The following is a 22,679-nucleotide window of genomic DNA, read 5'->3' as shown; positions in this document are numbered from 1 at the left end:
CAGCGGGCGGCACTCATTATAGACCCGCAAGAGACAGCAAGAGGCAGGGTCATGGTCTTTTTCCCCCACCGCCACCTCATCGGCATCAAGGGCCTCACCGAGCAGGATATCACCTATCTTCTCGACAAGGCCGACGAAGCCGTCAAGATCAGCCGCCAGAGAGAAAAGAAGACGTCGACGCTGCGCGGACTGACGCAGATCAACCTCTTCTTCGAGGCATCGACCCGCACACAGGCCTCCTTCGAGCTTGCCGGCAAGCGGCTCGGCGCCGACGTGATGAACATGTCGGTCGGCAATTCCTCGGTGAAGAAAGGCGAGACGCTGATCGATACGGCGATGACGCTGAATGCGATGCGCCCCGACGTGCTGGTGATCCGCCATTCAAGCGCCGGGGCGGCTGCACTTCTTGCCCAGAAAGTCTCCTGCTCGGTCGTCAATGCCGGCGACGGGCAGCACGAACACCCGACCCAGGCGCTGCTCGACGCGCTGACGATCCGCCGCGCCAAAGGCAAGCTTTCGCGCATCATCGTGGCGATCTGCGGCGACGTGCTGCACTCGCGCGTGGCGCGCTCCAATATCCTGCTGCTTAACGCGATGGGCGCACGCGTGCGCGTCGTCGCGCCCGCCACCCTCCTGCCCGCCGGCATCGCCGAGATGGGCGTCGAGGTGTTCCACTCGATGAAGGAAGGATTGAAGGACGCCGACGTCGTGATGATGCTGCGGCTGCAGCGCGAACGCATGTCCGGCGCCTTTGTGCCGTCGGTGCGCGAGTATTATCACTTCTACGGACTCGACGCCGAAACGCTGAAAGCAGCGAAGGATGATGCGCTGGTCATGCACCCCGGGCCGATGAACCGCGGCGTCGAGATCGCCTCCGAGGTGGCCGATGGTCCGCAGAGCATGATCGCCGAACAAGTGGAAATGGGGGTCGCCGTGCGCATGGCCGTCATGGAGACGCTGCTCGTCTCGCAGAACCAAGGTCCCCGAACCGACGGAATGATGGCATGAGCAGCTCGATCGTCCTCAAGAATGTCCGCATCGTCGATCCCTCGCGCAGTCTCGACGAGATCGGAACGATCATCGCTAAAAACGGCGTGATTATTGCCGCCGGCAGCGAGGCGCAGAACCAGGGTGCGCCGGAAGGCGCCGCCGTGCGCGACTGCACCGGCCTCGTGGCAACGCCAGGCCTCGTCGATGCGCGCGTCCATATCGGCGAGCCCGGCGGCGAGCACCGCGAGACGATCGCCTCGGCGAGCCGGGCGGCGGCAGCCGGCGGCATCACCTCGATCATCATGATGCCGGACACCGATCCCGTCATCGACGACATCGCACTCGTCGAATTCGTCAAGAAGACGGCGCGGGACACGGCGGCCGTCAACGTCTATCCGGCAGCCGCCCTCACCAAGGGTCTTGCCGGCGAGGAGATGACGGAAATCGGCCTGTTGATGCAGGCGGGCGCGGTCGCCTTCACCGATGCCCATTCCAGCGTCCATAACACACAGGTGCTGCGCCGGATCATGACCTATGCTCGCGAATTCGGCGCCGTCATCTCCTGCGAGACCCGCGACAAATATCTCGGCGCCAATGGCGTCATGCACGAGGGACTTTTCGCCAGCTGGCTGGGGCTCTCCGGCATTCCGAAGGAAGCCGAGCTGATCCCCCTCGAACGCGATCTCAGGGTGGCAGAGCTGACGCGCGGCCGTTATCACGCTGCGATGATCTCCGTCCCCGAATCGGTCGAGGCCATCGAACGCGCCCGCAGCCGTGGCGCCAAGGTGACCTCGGGCATCTCGATCAACAATCTGGCGCTCAACGAGAACGACATCGGCGAATACCGCACCTTCTTCAAGCTCTATCCGCCACTGCGCCCGGAGGACGACCGAGTCGCCATGGCCGAGGCGCTTGCCAACGGTGCGATCGACATCATCGTCTCCTCGCACGACCCGCAGGACGTCGACACGAAGCGCCTGCCGTTCGCAGAGGCAGCCGATGGCGCGGTCGGACTGGAAACGATGCTGGCGGCGGCTCTCAGGCTTCATCATGGCGGCCAGGTCAGCCTGATGCGGCTGATCGACGCCATGTCCACCCGCCCAGCTCAGATTTTCGGTCTCAATGCCGGCACGCTGAAGCCGGGTGCGCCAGCCGATATCACGCTCATCGATCTCGATGAGCCTTGGCTTGTCACCAAAGACATGCTTCTCTCCCGCTCGAAGAATACACCGTTCGAGGACGCGCGCTTCAGCGGGCGGGCAGTCGCGACATACGTCTCGGGAAAGCCTGTTCACGCACTTTGAGAGACGGCTGGAACGGTAAGCTACGGAGGGCTGAGGGGGCACATGTTATCCAATCTCATGTCATGGCAGATCACGCTGCCGATCGCACTTGCGGCGGCCGTTATCGGCTATCTCTTCGGCTCAATCCCTTTCGGCCTGATCCTCACCCGGGCCGCCGGCCTGGGCGATGTGCGCAGCATCGGCTCCGGCAATATCGGCGCGACCAATGTGCTGAGAACCGGAAACCGCAAGCTCGCCGCCGCGACGCTGCTGCTCGATGCAATGAAGGCGTCGACGGCAGCCTGGGTTGTCGGATATTTCCTCGGTGAGGAGGCCGCGATCATCGCCGGCTTCTTCGCCTTCATCGGCCATCTCTTCCCCGTCTGGATCGGCTTCAAGGGCGGCAAGGGTGTCGCCACCTATATCGGCACGCTTCTCGGCGTCGCGCCGATCATGGTGGTGCTCTTCGCCGCCGTCTGGCTCGCGGTCGCCGTCACCACCCGCTATTCCTCGCTGTCGGCCCTCGTCGCCATGCTCGTCATCCCAATCGCACTGTGGATCCTCGGCAATGAAAAGGTCGCGGCCGTCATGGCGATCATGACGCTCATCTCCTACTGGAAGCACAAGGCAAATATTTCACGCCTGATGGGCGGAACGGAAAGCAAGATCGGGGCGAAAGGATAATGGACGCGCCGAGCGCGGAATCAACAGGTACGGTGCTAAGCGAAAGGCAGAGGATTGCCTGGCTGCGCCTGATCCGTTCCGACAATGTCGGCCCTGCAACCTTCCGCGATCTTATCGATCATTTCGGTTCGGCTGAGGCCGCACTCGCGGCGCTGCCGGAGCTTTCGGCGCGCGGCGGCGCGACACGGGCCATCCGCATTGCCAGCGAAGCCGAGGCGCACCGGGAACTGGAGGCGGCGCATCGTTTCGGCGCCCGCTTTATCGGCATTGGCGAGCCGGACTATCCGCAGGCGCTGAAACAGATCGACGGCGCGCCGCCGCTTCTTGCGGTCAAGGGCGCACTCGCTGCCGCCAAACGACCGGCCGTCGGCATCGTCGGCTCCCGTAACGCGTCGGCCGCAGGCACCAAATTCGCGGCGATGGTGGCGCGCGACTGCGGTCGGGCGGGTTATACGGTGATCTCCGGCCTGGCGCGCGGCATCGACACGGCAGCGCATCGGGCAAGCCTCGGCACGGGCACGATCGCCGCCCTTGCCGGCGGTCTCGACAAGCCCTACCCGCCGGAGAATCTCGGCCTCATCGAAGAGATAACCGGCGGCAACGGCCTGGCGGTGAGCGAGATGCCCTTCGGCTGGGAGCCGCGCGCCCGCGATTTCCCGCGCCGGAACCGGCTGATTGCCGGCATCGCACTTGGCGTGGTGATCATCGAGGCGGCGATGCGCTCGGGCTCGCTGATCACGGCGCGCCTCGCCGGCGAGTTCGGCCGCCTGGTGTTTGCCGTGCCCGGCTCGCCGCTCGATCCGCGCTGTCACGGCACCAACGGCCTGCTCAAGGACGGCGCTTCGATCGTTACCGAACCTGCCGATATCATCGAAGCCCTGGCGCCGCTTGCGCAACTTGACCTCTTCCCTTTGTCGATGGCGGAAGAGCCGGCACGCGAGAGCCGGGCAATGACGATGCCACCCGGCGATTCGGACCGGATGCGCATCATCGGCGCGCTCGGGCCGACGCCGGTCGAGATCGACGACGTCATCCGCCACACCGGCCTTCCGGCATCCGCGGTCTATCTCATCCTTCTGGAACTCGATATATCAGGCAGGCTGCATCGGCATCAGGGCGGTCTCGTCTCGCTTTCCGATTGATGCTTGCGGGGAACAGGGAAACTGCGTGTTGAAAACCGCACTGACGCAATTTAAAATTGTTTTCTGCTGCAAATCTTGTTTCGCTTGCACCGTACGCAAGAAGTAAAATTGTAGCAAACCCCTTGACCGCAGCGATTTCCCTGTCCATGTCGGAGGGCCGGTATCCAAGTTACGGTGCGTGTTGCGCTGGCCCACAAGCTGGCGTGGTTTCTTTTTTAGAGAATCATCATGAATGTTGTAGTGGTGGAATCGCCTGCCAAGGCCAAGACGATCAATAAGTATCTGGGTTCGGGATACAAAGTGCTCGCCTCCTTCGGCCATGTGCGCGATCTGCCTGCCAAGGATGGCTCCGTTCTTCCCGATCAGGATTTCGAAATGCTCTGGGAGGTCGACGGCGCTTCGGCCAAGCGGATGAAGGACATCGCCGACGCGGTGAAATCCTCCGATGGGCTGTTTCTCGCGACCGACCCTGATCGCGAAGGCGAAGCGATTTCCTGGCACGTCCTCGACATGCTGAACAAGAAGCGGGTGCTGAACGGCAAGTCCGTCAAGCGCGTCGTCTTCAACGCGATTACCAAGAAGGCCGTCCTCGATGCGATGGCCGATCCGCGCGATATCGACGTGCCGCTGGTCGACGCCTATCTCGCGCGCCGCGCGCTCGACTATCTCGTCGGTTTCAATCTTTCGCCGGTGCTGTGGCGCAAGTTGCCCGGCGCGCGTTCGGCCGGCCGGGTCCAATCGGTCGCGCTTCGTCTGGTCTGCGACCGCGAGTCCGAGATCGAGCGCTTCATTTCGGAAGAATACTGGAACATCTCGGCGCTGCTGAAGACGCCGCGCGGCGACGAGTTCGAGGCAAGGCTGGTTTCGGCGCACGGCAAGCGGCTGCAGCCGCGGGCGATCGGCAACGGCGAGGATGCGGGCCGCCTGAAAGCATTGCTCGAAGGCGCCAGCTATATCGTCGACACGGTCGAGGCAAAACCGGTCAGGCGCAACCCGGGACCGCCGTTCACCACCTCGACGCTGCAGCAGGCCGCCTCCTCCAATCTCGGCTTCTCCGCCTCGCGCACGATGCAGATCGCCCAGAAGCTCTATGAGGGCGTCGATATCGGCGGCGAGACAGTCGGTCTTATCACCTATATGCGAACCGACGGCGTGCAGATGGCGCCCGAAGCGATCGACGCAGCGCGACGTGCCATCCTCGACCAGTTCGGTGAACGCTACCTGCCTGAGAAGGCGCGCTTCTACTCGACCAAGGCGAAGAACGCCCAGGAGGCGCACGAGGCGATCCGCCCGACCGATTTCTACCGCTCGCCCGACCGCGTGCGCAAATTCCTCGACGCCGATCAGATCCGGCTCTACGAGCTGATCTGGAAGCGTGGCATCGCCAGCCAGATGGCGTCGGCCGAGATCGAGCGCACGACGGCCGAAATCACCGCCGAGAACAAGGGCGAGAAGGCCGGCCTGCGCGCCGTCGGTTCGGTCATCCGCTTCGACGGCTTCATCGCCGCCTATACCGACCAGAAGGAGGACGGCGAGCAGAGCGATGACGGCGACGAGGATGGTCGCCTGCCGGAGATCAATGCACGCGAGGCGCTGGCCAAGCAGAAGATCAATTCGACCCAGCATTTCACCGAGCCGCCGCCGCGCTATTCGGAAGCATCGCTAATCAAGAAGATGGAAGAGCTCGGCATCGGCCGTCCCTCGACCTATGCCGCCACGCTGGCGACCCTGCGCGACCGCGACTATGTGACGATCGACAAGCGTAAACTGATCCCGCAGGCCAAGGGCCGGCTGGTGACGGCTTTCCTCGAAAGCTTCTTCACCAAATATGTGGAATATGATTTCACCGCCGACCTCGAGGAAAAGCTCGACCGGATTTCCGCCGGCGAATTGAACTGGAAGCAGGTGCTGCGCGATTTCTGGAAGGATTTCTTCGCGCAGATCGAAGACACGAAGGAATTGCGCGTCACCAACGTGCTTGATTCGCTGAACGAGGCGCTGGCGCCGCTCGTCTTTCCGAAACGCGAGGATGGCGGCGACCCCAGGATTTGCCAGGTCTGCGGCACCGGCAACCTGTCGCTCAAGCTCGGCAGATATGGTGCCTTCGTCGGCTGCTCGAACTATCCGGAATGCAACTACACCCGCCAGCTTTCCTCCGAAAACGGTGGAGAAGCGGAAGGGGTCGCGCTCAACGAACCGAAGAATCTCGGCACCGATCCGACCACCGGCGAGGAACTGACGCTGCGTTCCGGCCGCTTCGGCCCTTACATCCAGCGCGGCGACGGCAAGGAGGCCAAACGCGCTTCGCTGCCGAAAGGATGGAAGCCTGAGGATATCGACTATGAAAAGGCGATGGCGCTGATCTCGCTGCCGCGCGATATCGGCAAACATCCTGAAACGGGCAAGATGATCTCGTCGGGCATTGGCCGCTACGGGCCGTTTCTCCTGCATGACGGTTCCTATGCCAATCTGGAAACCGTCGAGGACGTCTTCTCCGTCGGCCTCAATCGCGCCGTGACGCTGATTGCCGAAAAAGCCAACAAGGCGCCGGGCCGGGGTGCGCGCGGTACGCCGGCGGCACTGAAGACCCTCGGCGATCATCCCGATGGCGGCGCCATCACCGTTCGCGACGGCAAATACGGCCCCTATGTCAACTGGGGCAAGGTAAACGCCACCCTGCCGAAGGGCAAGGATCCGCAGGCGATTACCATCGAGGAGGCGCTTGCGCTGATCACCGAAAAGGCCGGCAAGGCCCCGGCCGGCAAGACGGCCAGGGCGAAAGCCAAGCCGAAGGCGGCCGCCGCCGAAGCCAAGGCAACCAAGACGGCCGCCAAGCCGAAGGCAACGAAGGCGAAGGCGCCCGCGAAATCGAAAAAGAGCTGACGTGAGCAAGACACCGCGCGACAGAACGAACCCCGCGGGCAAGCGCCCGGGCAAGATCGGCCGCGCCGGCAGGGATACTTCCGCCGTCGAACCGCTGAACATCGTCCACGGCACGCTGCCCTCGCGGGAAGTGATCCTGCGTTTCATCGCCGATCATCCGCAGAAGGCTTCCAAGCGTGAACTTGCCAAGGCGTTCGGGCTGAAAGGTGACAGCCGCGTCGAGCTCAAGCACATGCTGCAGGAGCTCGAGCAGGAAGGCATGCTGCAAAAGAGCCGCAAGTCGCTCATTCGTCCCGGCGCTCTTCCGCCCGTCACCGTTCTCGATATCACGACGCGCGATAAGGACGGCGACCTGATCGGCCGGCCGGCGGAATGGCCCGAGGAGCAGGGTGTGGCGCCTGCCGTCGCCATCCGTCAGCAGTCGCCGGCAGGCCGCCAGGGTAAGGGCAAGGCGCCCGTCGCCGGGCTCGGCGACCGAATCCTGGCGAAGATCTTCCCGGCCGTCGATCGCGGCGGGCCGGCTTATACAGCGCGTATCATCAAGGTGATCGACAGGCGCCGCGGTGCGGCGATGGGCGTTTTCCGCAGCGCGCCGGGCGGCGGCGGCCGCCTGTTGCCAATCGAACGGCGCGGCGAAGAGATGGTGATCGACCCCGACTATACCGGCGGCGCCAAGGATGGCGACCTGGTCGAGATCGAAGTCGCGCGCCTCGGACGCTTCGGCCTGCCGCGCGCCAAGGTCCTTTCCGTCGTCGGCTCGGTCGGCTCGGAAAAGGCGATCTCGATGATCGCGATCCATGCGCACGGCATCCCGCACGTCTTTCCGCCGGCCGTGATCGCCGAGGCCGAAGCCGCCAAGCCGGTGACCATGTCGCATCGGGAGGACTGGCGCGACGTGCCGCTGATCACCATCGATCCGGCAGACGCCAAGGACCATGACGACGCTGTTTACGCCGAGATCGACCCCTCCCCCGACAATCCCGGCGGCGTCATCGTCACCGTCGCGATCGCCGATGTCTCCTGGTATGTCCGCCCTAATTCGCCGCTCGACCGCGAAGCGCTGAAGCGCGGCAACTCCGTTTATTTCCCCGATCGCGTCGTGCCGATGCTGCCGGAGCGCATCTCCAATGATCTCTGCTCGCTGAAGGAAGGCGTCGACCGCCCGGCGCTCGCCGTGCGCATGAGCTTCTCGGGCGAAGGCCGCAAGATCGGCCATACCTTTCATCGCATCATGATGAAGAGTGCCGCCAAGCTCTCCTATCAGCAGGCGCAGGCGGCGATCGACGGAAGACCGGATGATCAGACCGGACCGATGCTCGAGCCGATCCTGAAACCGCTCTGGCACGCTTATGGAGTAATGAAGCGCGGACGCGACCGGCGCCAGCCGCTGGAACTCGACATGCCGGAGCGCAAGATCCTGCTGAAACCGGACGGCACGGTCGACCGGGTCTTCGTGCCGCCGCGGCTCGATGCGCACAAGCTGATCGAAGAGATGATGATCCAGGCGAACGTCTGCGCCGCCGAGACGCTCGAGAAGAAGCGTCAGCCGCTGGTCTACCGCATTCATGACGGCCCGACGCTTGCCAAGCAGGAAGTTTTGCGCGAGTTCCTGGCGACACTCGGCATCTCGCTCGCCAAGGGCGGCAATATGCGGGCCAACAGCTTCAACGGCATCCTGGCCAAGGCGGACGGCACGGCACACCAGACCATGGTCAATGAGATGGTATTGCGCTCGCAGAGTCAGGCGATCTACAGCCCCGAGAATATCGGCCATTTCGGTCTCAACCTGATGAAGTACGCCCACTTCACCTCGCCGATCCGCCGCTACGCCGATCTCATCGTGCATCGGGCGCTGGTCGGTTCGCTCGGCTTCGGCGAAGGCGGCATCACCCCCGACGAAGAAGCCTCGCTCGACGATATCGCCGCCGAAATCTCGACCTTCGAGCGCCGGGCGATGGCAGCCGAGCGCGAGACCATCGACCGGCTGATCGCCCATCATTTGAGCACCCGCGTCGGCGAGGAGTTTGCCGGCCGCGTCTCCGGAGTTACGAAATCCGGGCTCTTTATCACCTTGCCGGACTATGGCGCCGATGGTTTCGTCCCTATATCTACGCTGGGCACCGATTATTTCATCTATGACGAGGCGCATCAGGCACTGTCGGGGGAAAAGTCGGGCCTCGGCTATCGTCTTGGCGACAGCGTCACCGTGAAGCTTGCGGAAGCAATCCCGCTGGCCGGCGCGCTGCGGTTCGAGATGCTGAGCGAAGGACGCGAGATGCCGACGGCGGCGCGTTCCTTCCATAAGGCCGGCCGCCGCGACAGGGGCCAGGTCCGCAAGAAACCGGGAACGCGTCCCCCGCGCGGACGCCGCTAAGCCACGGTGCCGAAAGCAGCAATGGTCCTATTGCGGCGCTTCATGCTTTTTGCCTGAACGAGGAAGATGCAATGAACACACCGACCGATCCGGTCGTCCGCTACGGGGATGGACCCGAAGCCGAGCGTCCGCTCGGACGTTCCATCATGCGCGGGCTGTTGAACCGCTGCCCGGCCTGCGGCGACGGCAAGCTCTTCCGCGCGTTCCTGAAACCGGTCGATCATTGCGCCGCCTGCGGCGAGGCGATGCATCACCATCGCTCCGACGATCTGCCGCCCTATATCGTCATCCTGGTCCTCGGCCACGTCCTCGTCGGCGGCTACATGCTGACCGATCTGACCTTGGTATTGCCGGTATGGGTCCATCTTGCCATATGGGCGCCGATCACGGTCATCGCCGCGCTCGCCTCGATCCAACCGATCAAGGGCGGCGTCATCGGCCTGCAATGGGCGTTGCGCATGCATGGTTTCGGCGGCGAGAGCGACAGTCCCGATGATTACGAGCTTCCCCGCCGGCCGGATTGAGCGCCTTCACCTTCCAGACATATTTAGCGTGTAGTGCCAGCGCTCCACCGACCACCACCGACACGCGGGAGTCAACGATCTTCAACGACTTGACATGGTAAGCTTTTCTTGTCTGAACAGGCTTTACATTCCGCAGATCACATCGGAAATACTGCGAAACGCCGCCCGTCACCTGGATTTGGCACATCTGTGTCCCTTCTATGTGAGACGAGAGGTCGATTCGCTCGCGCAGCTTTCTAAGGATGGATAAATGTCTCAGCCGAGAACCGGCACACCGGGCGATGTCGAAGAAATCCATTGGCCTTCTCTGGTGGCAGCCATCTCGTCCATTTCAGCCGTCGGCATAGCAATCGGTCTCGGACTCCCGCTTCTCAGCATCATCCTCGAAAAACGCGGCATCTCATCCACGTTGATCGGGCTGAATACGGCGATGGCTGGGATCTCGGCGATGGCCGCGGCGCCCGTTACCACCAAGCTCGCCCACAAATACGGCGTTGCGCCGACGATGCTCTGGGCGGTGCTGATTTCGGCGCTGAGCGCGCTCGGCTTCTATTATGCCCAGGATTTCTGGATGTGGTTTCCGCTACGTTTCGCCTTCCATGGCGCAACGACGACGCTGTTCATTCTCTCCGAATTCTGGATCAACGCCGCCTCGCCGCCATCCAAGCGCGGCTTTGTGCTCGGCATTTATGCGACCGTGCTCTCCATCGGGTTCGCTGCCGGGCCCCTGCTCTTTTCGATACTCGGCAGCGACGGCATCTTTCCCTTCCTGGTCGGCGCGGGCGCCATCCTGCTTGCCGCCATTCCGATTTTCATCGCCCGTGACGAAAGCCCGGTGCTCGAGGAAAAACCGGAATTGCATTTCATGCGCTACGTCCTGCTGGTGCCGACAGCGACGGCGGCCGTCTTCATCTTCGGCGCGGTCGAAGCTGGCGGGCTGTCACTTTTCCCGATTTTTGCCGTGCGCGCCCATTTCACCGAATCGCAGGCGGCGCTGCTGCTCACCATGATGGGCGTCGGCAACGTCATCTTCCAGATTCCCCTCGGCCTGCTCTCCGATCGCATCCGCGACAAGCGACCGCTTCTGGCAGGGATGGCGCTGATGGGCTTTATCGGCTCGCTGACGCTGCCGATCCTCGTCAACAACTGGCTGCTAATGGCCGGGATGCTGCTTTTCTGGGGTGGCTGCGTCTCCGGACTCTACACGGTCGGCCTCAGCCATCTCGGTTCGCGGCTGACGGGCTCCGATCTGGCTGCCGCCAATGCCGCCTTCGTCTTCTGTTATGCGATGGGAACCGTTGCTGGGCCACAGGTGATCGGCGCAGCAATCGACGTCGCCGGAAACAATGGTTTTGCCTGGGCGATTGCCGCTTTCTTCGGTCTTTATGCCTTACTTTCCGGCATCAGATTGATGTTCGTTCGAAAACGGACTTGACTTTTCGGACGGGATTCGTAGTTTCGCGCCAGAATTTGCCGTGGAGCCCATCCGGCTTCCACGGCTTTCATTTTCTTAAAGGCAGGACGACCATGGCCAAGGCTACAACAATCAAGATCAAGCTGCTGTCGACAGCCGACACCGGTTTCTTCTACGTCACGACGAAGAACAGCCGTACGATGACGGACAAGATGACGAAGACGAAGTATGACCCGATTGCGAAGAAGCATGTCGAGTTCAAGGAAACCAAGATCAAGTAATCACTTGGCCTGACGGATTTTAAAAACGCGCGCCTTCGGGTTGCGCGTTTTTTATTGCCCCGGAGGATGGCCTTGGAAAATGATAGCGCAAACAGACAAACGCCGCCCTTCCATCTTCGGGAAGTGGCGGCGTTTTCCTGAAAGGGGGTCGGCCAGCATGCAAAACGGCACGAGGAACCGTTGTGACTTGCCTACTAGCCGACCGACCCCACGACCCAGGAGATGCGGCGGACCTGAGCATCATGGGGTATCGACAGCTCCTCTGCGGGAGCGCTTCTTTTATGAGCCGATAATTTGCGCAGAAATGAAAGAAAATCAACAAATTCTTAATGATGAATTTTCTGAGCTTGATTCTATGGTTAAAAGTCCAGTTTTGGAACATGCAAAGATTTGACGGCTCTGCTTGACGGCAAAGCCTTATGACGGTGGAACCGAAGAAGTTCGACAATATAACTTAATAACTTAAGCTGCCCCTCCCCTTACGTGAGATGATGCCGCCACAATTTATTTGACCCTGTTGGCGGCAGGCGTTTTTTATAGTCTTCATTTCATTTCGGGCTAGGCTCCGGCATTCCGGAGACTGTCGCGCCGCGCCATATCCACAGCAACGCCGGGAGTCCATTTTTGGGCTACCGGGCTGCAAAACTTGGGCCTGCGTCGCACAGGCGAAGGTTAAAATTCGGTAACAAATCGCTTACCGCAGTGGAAAACTCGCAAATGGCGCATATGGCGCCCAAAGTGATTCGTCAGGCAGCCGCTGCGACCACGCGATTGCGGCCGGAATTCTTGGCCTCGTAAAGGGCAAGATCGGCCTGCTTCATCAGCTGATCCGGGGTCAACACCGCGCCACTGCGCGAGGCGATGCCGAAGGAAGCGGTGACCCTCAGGAGTTCACTTGAGCGCTTCAGCATGAAGGGAGCGCTCTCGACTGCCGCGCGCAGGCGCTCGGCGACGGCTGCGGCAACTTCCGGCGAGGTGTCCGGCATCACCACGACGAACTCCTCCCCGCCATAACGGCAAGCGAGATCGGCACCGCGGATGGTCGAACGGACGCGGTTTGCGAATTCGCGCAGCACTTCATCGCCGCCGTCATGGCCGTAAGTGTCGTTCACCTGCTTGAAACGGTCGATATCGGTGATCAGCACCGAAAGCGGCCGGCCCCGCGCCATCGACCGATTGAAGAGTGCGTTCAGGTGATTGTCGAGATAACGTCTGTTGTAAAGGCCAGTCAGCGGATCGGTCACGGCAAGCTCGATCGTCTGCTTGACGCTGGCTCGCAAACGGTCGTTATAACGCTTGCGACGGATCTGCGTCAGGCAGCGGGCGACGAGCTCGTTGGGATCGACGGGGCGGATGATGTAGTCGTTGACGCCGAGATCAAGGGCGCGGACGACCATGTCGTCGGAGCCCTGCTCGGTGATGATCAGGATCGGCAGGAAGCGTGTGCGCTCCAGCGAGCGCAGTTGCGAGCAGAGGCGAAGCGGATCGTAATCGTCGAAATTGGCATTGACAATGACGAGATCGAACGTGTTCTCGGCCGCCTCGAAGAGGGCCGCCTGCGGATCGGAGAGGGCAAGCACATCGGCGACGGGCTTCAACGCCCTGACGATGCGCTCTTGCGAATTGGCGCGGCCATCGACCAATAACACCTGGCCGGCCTCATCGCCACGGCCTTCGCCTGCCCGCATGAGATCGCCCATGCCCATCGTATGAGCGGTGTCGGCGCGGATGCGCAGCTCGTCGCTCAAGGTCTTCAGCCGCAGCAGACTCTTCACCCGCGAGATCAGCTGCAGATCGTTGACAGGCTTGGTGAGAAAATCGTCGGCGCCGGCCTTCAGACCGCGTAAGCGATCGGCAGGCTGGTCGAGTGCGGTGACCATGACGACGGGAATATGGGCGGTCTTCTGACTGGCCTTCAGCCGCTCGCAGACCTCGAAACCATCGATACCGGGCATCATGATGTCGAGCAGGATCAAGTCGACCTGGTTGCGCTCGCAGATTGCTAGCGCTTCGTGACCGTCGGCAGCGGTCATCACGTCGAAATACTCCGCGAGCAGCCGCGCTTCAAGCAGTTTCACGTTGGCCGGAATATCGTCAACCACCAGTATTCGCGCGGTCATAAGCGTCTTTCCGATGCGTCAGGCATCGCCCAGATAGGTCTTGATCGTCTCGATGAATTTCGGAACCGAGATCGGTTTGGAAACATAGGCTTCGCAGCCGCCCTGGCGGATCCGCTCCTCATCGCCCTTCATCGCGAAAGCCGTGACGGCGATGACCGGAATAACGTGCAGCTCGTCATCTTCCTTCAGCCATTTCGTGACTTCGAGGCCGGAGACCTCGGGAAGCTGGATATCCATGAGGATGAGGTCGGGACGATGCTTGCGCGCCAGATCGAGCGCCTCCATGCCATTTCTAGTCTGGATCGTGGTATAGCCGGACGCCTCGATGAGGTCGCGAAAGAGCTTCATGTTGAGCTCGTTATCTTCTACAATCATCACCTGTTTGGGCATGACAAGCTGTCCCTACGTCCGTTCGCGCAGCGGTTCGTCCCATGAGAAAGGCACATGCGGATGAATAGCTCCGTGAAACCGATAGCGCACGCTACCGGTATTTGGTTGAAGAAAAGGTAACTTACCCCTCGAAATGCAAAGCAACTTCAAGACTTCGAAACAGCAGGCGGCCGACCCGCACGAGACGGCGATCGCCGTGCTTGGCTGGCTTGCCGCCGATCCCGACATGTTCGGCCGCTTCCTCGCACTCACCGGCGTGGCGCCCGAGCAGGTGCGCAACGCGGTCAACGATCCGGGTTTCCTCTCAGGCATGATGGACTTCCTGATGAACCACGAACCGACGGCGATGGCCTTCTGCACGGCGAGCGGCCTCAGCCCCGATACGGTAACCGCCGCCTGGCGGCATTTCTCTTCGCCCGGGCTCGATTCGGGAGAATACTGAGCGTGACAGAGCTCGATATTTCGCACATCCGCCTCGGCGAGCGGCCGCTGATCGTCTGCGACGTCGACGATGTCGTGCTGCGGTTCATCGACCCCTTCCAGCTTTTTCTCCAAAGCCTGGGACACATATTCCTGCCGCGATCGTTCCGGCTTCACGGCAACATCGTCTCGAAAGCGGACGGCACGGAGATCGAGGGCCGACAAGTCACCCGGCTGATCGAAGATTTTTTCGAAGCGCAGGAATTGTGGCAGACGCCGGTCGACCGCGTCGTCGAAACGCTCGGCCGGCTTTCGCAAGACGCCGATATCCTTTTTCTGACGGCGATGCCGCCACGGTACCAGGATCCGCGTCGCCGCCTGCTGGACAGCGCCGGCCTGCTCTTTCCGCTGCTTGCCAGCGAGCAACCCAAGGGGCCAATCGTCCATGCACTGCATGCCAGCCGCTCCTTTCCTGTCGCCTTCATAGACGATATGGTGCACAATCTGAATTCGGTCAGGGAACACGTGGCCGATTGCCTGCTCATTCACCTGATGCCGGACTCGCCCGTCCATCGTTTCGCGCCGGCGGCAGCCGACGACATCACCCGCGCCACCGATTGGACGCATGCGGCCGGGCTGATCGAGGCCCATTTCCTTTCCGGCCCGGTCAATCGCGCAGCTCCAGCCGCATGAGCGGACGGCCGTCCTTGCGCATTGCCACCGTCTCGAATCCGGCTGCCTCGAAGATTGCCGTCGAGCCGATGCAGAGCGCCACCGATTTCGACTGCTTCACATGATCGATCGGGCAGGCTTCGAGCAGCCGCGCGCCCCGGCGCCGGGCATGGTCGATCGCGCCGGCGAGCAGGCGATGACTTAATCCCTTGCCGCGCAGTTTCGGCAGCAGGAAGAAGCAGCTGACAGCCCAGATAGAGGGATCACGCGCATCCTCCTCCTCCAACGGCCGCGAGACGGTGCGCGGTGAATTGAACTGCGGCACGTCGTGGCGCGGCCCGACCTGCACCCAGGCGACCGGTCCGCCATCTGCATAACAGAGGATCCCCGGCGGCGGCCCCGCCCCGATCCGTTCGCGCATATGCGTCTTGCGCTCGTCGGCCGCCATCGTCGTCCTCACCGCATGCGGCAAGCGCAGCGCGACACACCAGCAATTATAAAAAGCCCCCTGCGGGCCGAACAGAGTTTCGAAGTCTCCCCACCGGTCTGCCGTCACCGGCTCGAAACGAAGATCTTTATCCAAAGGCAAAGCTCCCGTCCTCTCTTGTGACTCATAAGCTTAAGGCGTAGTGTCGCGCCGTTCAACCTTTGTTCTCACCATGACGCCCGCGCCTGACAAGACACCCGGCTTCTGTCGCGACTGCCTTGCCGAGCAGAAGGGCGAGGCGCGTCGTTGCATTTCCTGCGGCAGCCCGCGCCTGGTGCGCCATCGCGAACTCTACGCATTGACGCTTGCGCATATCGATTGCGACGCCTTCTACGCGGCGGTCGAGAAGCGCGACAATCCCGAACTTGCCGACAAGCCCGTCATCGTCGGCGGCGGCAAACGCGGTGTCGTCTCCACTGCCTGCTATATCGCCCGCATCCACGGGGTGCGTTCGGCGATGCCGATGTTCAAGGCGCTGGAGGCATGTCCTCAGGCCATCGTCATACGCCCGGACATGGAGAAATATGTCCGTGTTGGGCGCCAGGTGCGTGCGCTGATGCAGGATCTGACGCCGCTGGTGCAGCCGCTGTCGATCGACGAAGCCTTCCTGGAACTTGGCGGCACCGAGAGGCTGCATCACGATCCACCGGCGCGCACGCTCGCCAAATTCGCTCGCCGCATCGAAAAGGAGATCGGCATTACCGTTTCGGTCGGGCTTTCCTATTGCAAATTCCTCGCCAAGGTCGCTTCCGACCTGCAGAAGCCGCGCGGATTTTCCGTTATCGGCCGCGAAGAAGCGGTGGAATTCCTGGCCCCGCGTCCCGTCACCACCATCTGGGGCGTCGGCAAGGCCTTTGCCGCGACGCTGGAGGCGGATGGCATCCGCACCATCGGCCAGTTGCAGCAGATGGAGGAGAACGACCTGATGCGCCGCTACGGCAGCATCGGCCAGCGGCTCGCCCGGCTGTCGCGCGGCATCGACGACCGCGAGGTGCATCTCAACGACGCCGCCAAGAGCGTTTCGGCCGAAACGACCTTCTTCGACGACATCTCGCGGCACGACGATCTGGTGCCGATCCTGCGCAACCTTTCCGAAAAGGTTTCCTGGCGGCTGAAGAAAAACGATATCGCCGGCCAGACCGTGGTGCTGAAGATGAAGAGCGCCGACTTCAAGACGCGCACCCGCAACCGCAAGCTCGAGGACCCGACTCAGCTTGCCGACAGGATCTTCCGCATCGGGCTCGAGCTTCTTAAAAAGGAAACGGACGGTACGAAATTCCGCCTGATCGGCATCGGCGTCACCGATCTCGGCGACGCCACTCGCGCCGATCCGCCCGATCTCATCGACCGGCAGTCAGGCCGGCGGGCGGCGGCCGAAGCGGCGATGGACAAGCTGCGCGACAAGTTCGGCAAGAACACAGTCGAGACCGGCTACACCTTCGGCAACGGCAAGCGCGATCACTAGAACATCCCGCGCAAAGTGCGCGCGGCTATTCGAAATTCGTACGAATGCGTTAAATCAGACAGCTGAAACTTTGATGATGCGACATGCTTTGCCTTTTATCCTATGCGCGTCGTTAGAGCGGAACCGCTGCACCGGTCCGGGCGAGCCGCCGAGTCCGGGGGTTAAAATCTTCCTTAAACTTCGTCCCGTAATGTGCGTACCAGTATTGCGTATGGTTGGGTATCATGTTCTCGCGTCTCGTCTTCGGCCTCGGCTTGCTGTCGGCCACCGCACTCGTGCACCCTGCTCTGGCCGCGGATGCACGCACGCTGCAGATCTTCGTCTCGAAGAACAAGCAGTCGCTTGTGGTTTATGACGGCACCGAGGTCGTCGCAACCTCGAAGGTCTCGACCGGCAAGGACGGCCATACGACGCCGAGCGGCATTTTTTCGGTGCTCGAAAAGCAGAAATACCACGAATCCAACCTCTATTCGGCTGCCCCGATGCCGTTCATGCAACGGCTGACATGGTCCGGCATCGCGCTGCACGAATCCAATTCCGTTCCGCGTTATCCGGCCTCGCACGGCTGCGTGCGCATGCCCGGCGCCTTCGCAAAAATGCTCTACCGAATGACCGAGCCCGGCATTCCCGTCATCATCAGCGACGACGAATTGGTGCCGCAGCCGATCGACCATCCGAACCTTTTCCGCCCCGATGCGCCGGCAGCGAGGCCGCTGCTTTCGGATGTCGAACTGCGGCCCTCGATGCCCGACAGCGCCGGGACACCGGTGCAGGTGGCGATGAACGATACCGCGGCGATGCCAATGCCGGCAAATCCGTCGATTACGGCGCCCGAAGCCGAGCCGCCGTCCGAACCGATCAGCATGCTCGTCACGCGGCGCACGCTGCGCGAGACGGTGATCGACATCCAGACGCTACTCAATCAGCTCGGCTTTTCCGCCGGCGGTCCGGACGGCCTACTCGGTCCGTCGACCGTGCAGGCGATCAACGCCTTCAAGATGCTGCGGCCGGCGGAATTTGCCGGCGACAGGAGCCTGGTCTCCGACAGACTTCTCACATCGGTCTATTCCGCCGCCGGCAAGGGTGAACCGCCGAACGGCGTCATCATGGTGCGCCAGGCCTTCAGGCCGATCTTCGAGGCCCCGATGACGATCGCCGATCCGGGCTTAGCACTCGGCACGCATTTCTTCACGCTGCATGCCGTCGATGAACATGCCGGCACGGCGGATTGGCTGGGCATCACGCTCGAGAACAATCTCTCCCGCGAGACGATGAAGCGGCTCGGGATCACCAATCAGGAAAGTTCGATCGTCACAGGCAGGCCGATCGCCCGTTCGCTGAGCCGCATCACGATCCCCGACGAAACACGCCGCAGGATCGACGCGCTGATCGCGCCCGGCTCGACGTTGACGATCTCCGATACCGGCCTTGGTCGCGAAACCGGTGAGGGCACGGATTTCATCACGATCACCCGCGGGTGATGAGATCAACCGGGCTGATCACGATCGACCGGGTTGATTACGATCAACTGGGTTGATCAGACAAGCTCGACGTCGACGACGCCGGGCGCGGCGCGAAGAGCGGCAGCAATCTCCGGAGTGATGCGGTATTTCTCCGACAGCGCCACTTCCACCTCGCGTTTGCCGTCCTCCTTGATGACGATGAAGGAAACGAGACCGTCGCCCTTGGCGTTCAGATGGCCGGCGACCATCTTCAGCGGCCCGGAATCTCTGATATAGACGCGCAGCGCCTTCTGCATCTGGAGCGACTTTTCCTCCAGCGACTGGATCGTCTGGATACGCAGACCGATGCCCTCCGGCCGCTCCTCACCGGTCGCGGTCAGCAGGAAGGATTTCCCGGACTCGAGCACGTCGCGATACTGGTTCAGCATCTCCGAAAACAGCACCGCCTCGAACTGGCCCGAGGAATCGGAAAAGACGATGATGCCCATCTTGTTGCCGGTGCGGGTCTTGCGCTCCTGCTTGGAGATGACGGTTCCGGCAAGGCGCGCATTGGCAGCCCCCTGCTTGATCGCCTGAGAAAACTCGGCAAAGGTCTGCACACGCATCTTCTGCAGGATGTTGTTGTAGGAATCGAGCGGGTGGGCCGTCAGATAGAAGCCCAGCACCTGGAATTCCTTGAGCAGACGCTCCGATGCCAGCCAGGGTGAATAGGGCGGCAAGGAGATCTTCTCCGGACCTGAGTTTAGTGCGCTGCCAAAAATGTCCGATTGACCGCTCAGCTTGTTTTCCTGGGCGCGCTGGGCATAACCGAGGATGCGGTCGAGGCCGGCGGCCAGCTGGGCGCGGTCCGTGCCAAAACAATCGAAGGCGCCGGCATAGATCAGGCTTTCGAGCACGCGGCGGTTCACCTGGCGCGGATCGATGCGCAGGCAGAAATCCTCGATGCTGGCAAAAGGCTTGTCGCCACGCACCTCGACGATGTGGTCGACGGCGGATTCGCCGACCCCTTTGAGGGCAGCCAGCGCATAGTAGATACGATTGTCGCCGGTCTCGAAATGGCGGAAGGAGGTCTGCACCGAAGGCGCGATCACCTCGATGCCGAGCCGCTTGGCGTCCTGTCGGAAATCATTGACCTTTTCCGTGTTGGACATGTCGAGCGTCATCGAGGCGGCGAGGAATTCGACCGGATAGTGCGCCTTCATGTAGGCCGTCTGGTAGGAGACGATGGCGTAGGCGGCGGCGTGCGACTTGTTGAAGCCGTAGTTTGCGAACTTCGCCAGGAGTTCGAAGATGTTGTCGGCTTGCGGCTTGGATACGCCGTTCTTGACGGCGCCGACGACGAAGCGTTCCCGCTGCTGGTCCATCTCCGCCTTGATCTTTTTACCCATGGCGCGGCGCAGAAGGTCGGCTTCGCCAAGCGAATAGCCCGACAGGACCTGGGCGATCTGCATCACCTGTTCCTGGTAGACAATGACGCCCTGCGTTTCCTTGAGCAGGTGGTCGATCATCGGATGGATCGATTCCAGCTCTTCGTCGCCGTGCTTGCGGGCATTGTAGGTCGGGATGTTCTCCATCGGGCCCGGGCGGTAAAGCGCCACCAGCGCGATGATATCCTCGATGCAGTCCGGCTTCATGCCGATCAGCGCCTTGCGCATGCCGGCACTTTCCACCTGGAACACGCCAACCGTCTCGCCGCGCGACAGCATCTCGTAGGTCGGCTTGTCGTCAAGAGGAATGGCCGCAAGATCGACTTTGATGCCGCGCTTGGCGACGAAATCGACGGCGACCTTCAGCACAGTCAGTGTCTTCAGACCGAGGAAGTCGAATTTGACGAGGCCGGCCTGCTCCACCCACTTCATGTTGAACTGGGTAACCGGCATGTCGGAGCGCGGATCGCGATACATCGGCACCAGCTTGGACAGCGGCCGGTCGCCGATGACGATGCCGGCGGCATGCGTCGAGGCGTGGCGATAAAGCCCTTCGATCTTCTGGGCGATGTCGAGCAAACGCGCCACCACCGGTTCTTTCGCCGCCTCCTCCTGCAGCTTCGGCTCCTCTTCGATCGCCTTTGAGAGTGGCGTCGGATTGGCGGGATTGTTCGGCACGAGTTTGCAGATTTTGTCGACCTGGCCGTAAGGCATTTCCAGCACGCGTCCGACGTCGCGAAGGGCGGCGCGCGCCTGCAGTGAACCGAAGGTGATGATCTGCGCCACCTGCTCGCGGCCATATTTCGCCTGGACGTAGCGGATCACCTCTTCGCGGCGGTCCTGGCAGAAGTCGATGTCGAAGTCAGGCATCGAGACGCGTTCCGGATTGAGGAAGCGCTCGAACAGCAGCGAAAACCTGAGCGGATCGACGTCGGTGATCGTCAAGGCATAGGCGACCAGCGAACCCGCGCCCGAGCCACGACCGGGACCGACGGGAATATCATGTTGCTTGGCCCATTTGATGAAGTCGGAAACGATCAGGAAGTAACCTGGGAAGCGCATGCGCTCGATGACGCCGAGCTCGAATTCCAGCCGCTCGCGATAATCCTTTTCCTCGTAACCGGGCGACATGCCGAGGGTCGAAAGCCGCATGTCCAGCCCTTCCACTGCCTGGCGGCGCAATTCGCCTGCCTCGGCGCGTTCCGCCTCCTCGGCATCGTCGGTGGCGCCCGTGAAACGCGGCAGAATCGGCTTTCGCGTTTTCAGCACGAAGGAGCAGCGCCTGGCGATCTCGATTGTGTTCTCAAGCGCTTCCGGCAGGTCGGAAAAGAGCTTGGCCATCTCGGCCCGGCTCTTCAGGTAGTGATCCGGAGTCAGGCGAAAACGGCTATCGTCGGAGACGATGGCGTTATGCGCAACCGCCATCAGCGCATCATGGGCGTCGTAATCGTCGCGGGTCGGAAAGAAGGCTTCGTTGGTGGCGACGAGCGGCAGGTCATGCGTGTAAGCAAGCCTGACGATCTTCTGTTCGTGCCGCCTGTCGTAGGTGCCGTGCCGCTGCAGCTCGACATAGAGTCTGTCGCCGAAGAGACGCTTCAGCGTGAGCAGCCGGGCTTCCGCCTGGGCGTGGTGACCTTCCCTGACAGCCGCGTCGACCGGCCCGGTCACCGCGCCGGTCAAGGCGATCAGCCCTTCCGTGCCTGCCTCTTCCAGCCAGGAAGCTCTGATATGAATGGCCTGGTTGCTATCGCCGCCGAGATAGGCGCGGCTGACGAGATCGACCAGCCTTTCGTAACCAGCCTCCGTCGCGGCAAGAAGAACGATCGACGGAAGCTTGATCAGGGCCGGCTGACCGCCGCGCTTTTCGCTTTCCAATCCGTCTTCCATGTCGATCGAAACCTGGCAGCCGATGATCGGCTGCAGGCCCTCGTCCATTGCCTTCTGGGAGAATTCAAGGGCGACGAAGAGATTATTGGTGTCGGTAATGGCGATCGCCGGCTGACTGTCGCCGGTCGCCTTGTAGAGGATCTTCTTCAGAGGCAGCGCGCCCTCAAGAAGCGAATAGGCGGAGTGGACCCTCAGGTGGATGAAGCCCGGCGTGCCGCCGGTCGCCTCACCCATTGAACCCTTTTCCGTCTCCGCCATGATATGCCTTCCCAATCAGCCGAAATGAATCGGATGCATTGTCGGCATTGAGGGCGATGATGTCCAGAAGAAGACCCGCGTGTGCACCGCATGACTGCCATGCGATCCCCTGAAAACTTTAGATCGCGATGACGATAAGCGAGAAGCTGGCAACGAACATTGCGATGGAGGTGAATGCTGCGATATCACGGATCATGTCAGTCATCTGGCTCTCCTTTACTCGTTATGTTTTCACTTTGTTCCATCTATGTTCCGGTGTCAACAGGAATCTTTTCCTTCGCGCTTGCGTTTGAAAGATGCGGGTTCCGTGCTGCGAATCGAACAGCTTCAGCGCTGGCTTTGAACATGCTCCGCGCGACCGGCCCGACATCGCCTGCCGAACGGATCCATACAGCGCATCCGATGTCTGATGCACCTGCCCCAAGGCGATCGAGCAATGCTCGGCGCCTTTTGTACTTCTTATGTTCTCTGTCTTCTGCTATTTCCGTATCAGATGAGACAGGGAGGAAGATGAT

The 22,679-nt window shown here is 61.7% G+C and carries 17 protein-coding genes; 13 read left to right on the top strand and 4 right to left on the bottom strand.

Features of this window, described 5'->3' with window-relative positions; translation table 11 throughout:
• Positions 1 to 51: 51 nt before the first annotated feature.
• From NL154_RS07335 to rpmG, 9 genes are all read left to right on the top strand, one after another.
• The gene (locus tag NL154_RS07335; protein ID WP_434733853.1) at positions 52 to 1,008 is read left to right on the top strand and encodes an aspartate carbamoyltransferase catalytic subunit; all 957 of its coding nucleotides are present in this window, start codon (positions 52 to 54) and stop codon (positions 1,006 to 1,008) included.
• The gene (locus tag NL154_RS07330) at positions 1,005 to 2,294 is read left to right on the top strand and encodes a dihydroorotase (RefSeq protein ID WP_210628263.1); all 1,290 of its coding nucleotides are present in this window, start codon (positions 1,005 to 1,007) and stop codon (positions 2,292 to 2,294) included. Before NL154_RS07335 ends, NL154_RS07330 begins: the two co-directional genes overlap by 4 nt.
• Before the next feature lie 42 nt (positions 2,295 to 2,336).
• Positions 2,337 to 2,957 (top strand): glycerol-3-phosphate 1-O-acyltransferase PlsY, encoded by a 621-nt coding sequence (plsY, locus tag NL154_RS07325; protein WP_434733852.1) that lies wholly within the window; start codon positions 2,337 to 2,339, stop codon positions 2,955 to 2,957.
• Positions 2,957 to 4,099, top strand: coding sequence for a DNA-processing protein DprA (dprA, locus tag NL154_RS07320; RefSeq protein ID WP_210628265.1), 1,143 nt, complete (start codon positions 2,957 to 2,959; stop codon positions 4,097 to 4,099). Before plsY ends, dprA begins: the two co-directional genes overlap by 1 nt.
• A 228-nt stretch (positions 4,100 to 4,327) precedes the next feature.
• Entirely contained in the window at positions 4,328 to 6,982 is a 2,655-nt protein-coding gene (gene topA / locus NL154_RS07315) for a type I DNA topoisomerase (protein ID WP_221147465.1), read from the top strand.
• 1 nt (position 6,983) lies between these two features.
• The gene (rnr, locus tag NL154_RS07310) at positions 6,984 to 9,356 is read left to right on the top strand and encodes a ribonuclease R (protein ID WP_434733851.1); all 2,373 of its coding nucleotides are present in this window, start codon (positions 6,984 to 6,986) and stop codon (positions 9,354 to 9,356) included.
• Between the two features lie 71 nt (positions 9,357 to 9,427).
• Complete coding sequence (locus NL154_RS07305; protein ID WP_210628268.1) at positions 9,428 to 9,880, top strand: DUF983 domain-containing protein; 453 nt, start codon at positions 9,428 to 9,430, stop codon at positions 9,878 to 9,880.
• 250 nt (positions 9,881 to 10,130) lie between these two features.
• Positions 10,131 to 11,315 carry an MFS transporter gene (locus NL154_RS07300; protein WP_210628269.1) on the top strand — a complete coding sequence of 395 codons (1,185 nt, stop codon included), beginning with the start codon at positions 10,131 to 10,133 and terminating at the stop codon, positions 11,313 to 11,315.
• 92 nt (positions 11,316 to 11,407) lie between these two features.
• The gene (gene rpmG / locus NL154_RS07295) at positions 11,408 to 11,575 is read left to right on the top strand and encodes a 50S ribosomal protein L33 (protein ID WP_003587245.1); all 168 of its coding nucleotides are present in this window, start codon (positions 11,408 to 11,410) and stop codon (positions 11,573 to 11,575) included.
• A 746-nt stretch (positions 11,576 to 12,321) separates the two neighbouring features.
• Here the strand turns inward: rpmG and NL154_RS07290 are convergent.
• Positions 12,322 to 13,695 (bottom strand): PleD family two-component system response regulator, encoded by a 1,374-nt coding sequence (locus NL154_RS07290; RefSeq protein WP_210628270.1) that lies wholly within the window; start codon positions 13,693 to 13,695, stop codon positions 12,322 to 12,324.
• A gap of 18 nt (positions 13,696 to 13,713) precedes the next feature.
• Complete coding sequence (locus NL154_RS07285) at positions 13,714 to 14,085, bottom strand: response regulator (RefSeq protein WP_003547430.1); 372 nt, start codon at positions 14,083 to 14,085, stop codon at positions 13,714 to 13,716.
• Between the two features lie 133 nt (positions 14,086 to 14,218).
• On the opposite strand from NL154_RS07285, the gene NL154_RS07280 reads away from it, so the two are divergent.
• Positions 14,219 to 14,527 (top strand): DUF3572 domain-containing protein, encoded by a 309-nt coding sequence (locus NL154_RS07280; RefSeq protein WP_210628271.1) that lies wholly within the window; start codon positions 14,219 to 14,221, stop codon positions 14,525 to 14,527.
• Positions 14,524 to 15,198 (top strand): hypothetical protein, encoded by a 675-nt coding sequence (locus tag NL154_RS07275; RefSeq protein ID WP_434734157.1) that lies wholly within the window; start codon positions 14,524 to 14,526, stop codon positions 15,196 to 15,198. Before NL154_RS07280 ends, NL154_RS07275 begins: the two co-directional genes overlap by 4 nt.
• On the opposite strand, the gene NL154_RS07270 is transcribed toward NL154_RS07275, so the two are convergent.
• A complete protein-coding gene (locus NL154_RS07270; protein WP_434733850.1) occupies positions 15,173 to 15,760 on the bottom strand; it encodes a GNAT family N-acetyltransferase in 588 nt (195 codons plus the stop codon). The two genes, NL154_RS07275 and NL154_RS07270, sit on opposite strands and share 26 nt — an antisense overlap.
• A 76-nt stretch (positions 15,761 to 15,836) precedes the next feature.
• Between NL154_RS07270 and NL154_RS07265 the strand changes: the two genes are divergently transcribed.
• Positions 15,837 to 17,129 (top strand): DNA polymerase IV, encoded by a 1,293-nt coding sequence (locus NL154_RS07265; RefSeq protein ID WP_434734156.1) that lies wholly within the window; start codon positions 15,837 to 15,839, stop codon positions 17,127 to 17,129.
• A gap of 224 nt (positions 17,130 to 17,353) precedes the next feature.
• Entirely contained in the window at positions 17,354 to 18,610 is a 1,257-nt protein-coding gene (locus NL154_RS07260) for a L,D-transpeptidase family protein (protein ID WP_434733849.1), read from the top strand.
• Between the two features lie 56 nt (positions 18,611 to 18,666).
• Here NL154_RS07260 and dnaE read toward each other — a convergent pair whose 3' ends face one another.
• On the bottom strand, positions 18,667 to 22,164 hold the full coding sequence (gene dnaE / locus NL154_RS07255; RefSeq protein WP_430961838.1) for a DNA polymerase III subunit alpha: 3,498 nt from the start codon (positions 22,162 to 22,164) through the stop codon (positions 18,667 to 18,669).
• Positions 22,165 to 22,679: the final 515 nt, after the last annotated feature.

It is taken from the genome of Rhizobium sp. YTUHZ044, assembly GCF_051123975.1.
In the GTDB taxonomy this organism is placed as follows: domain Bacteria; phylum Pseudomonadota; class Alphaproteobacteria; order Rhizobiales; family Rhizobiaceae; genus Rhizobium.
Note: the sequence above shows the minus strand (reverse complement) of the source record. Positions and strands in the feature narration are given on the sequence as shown.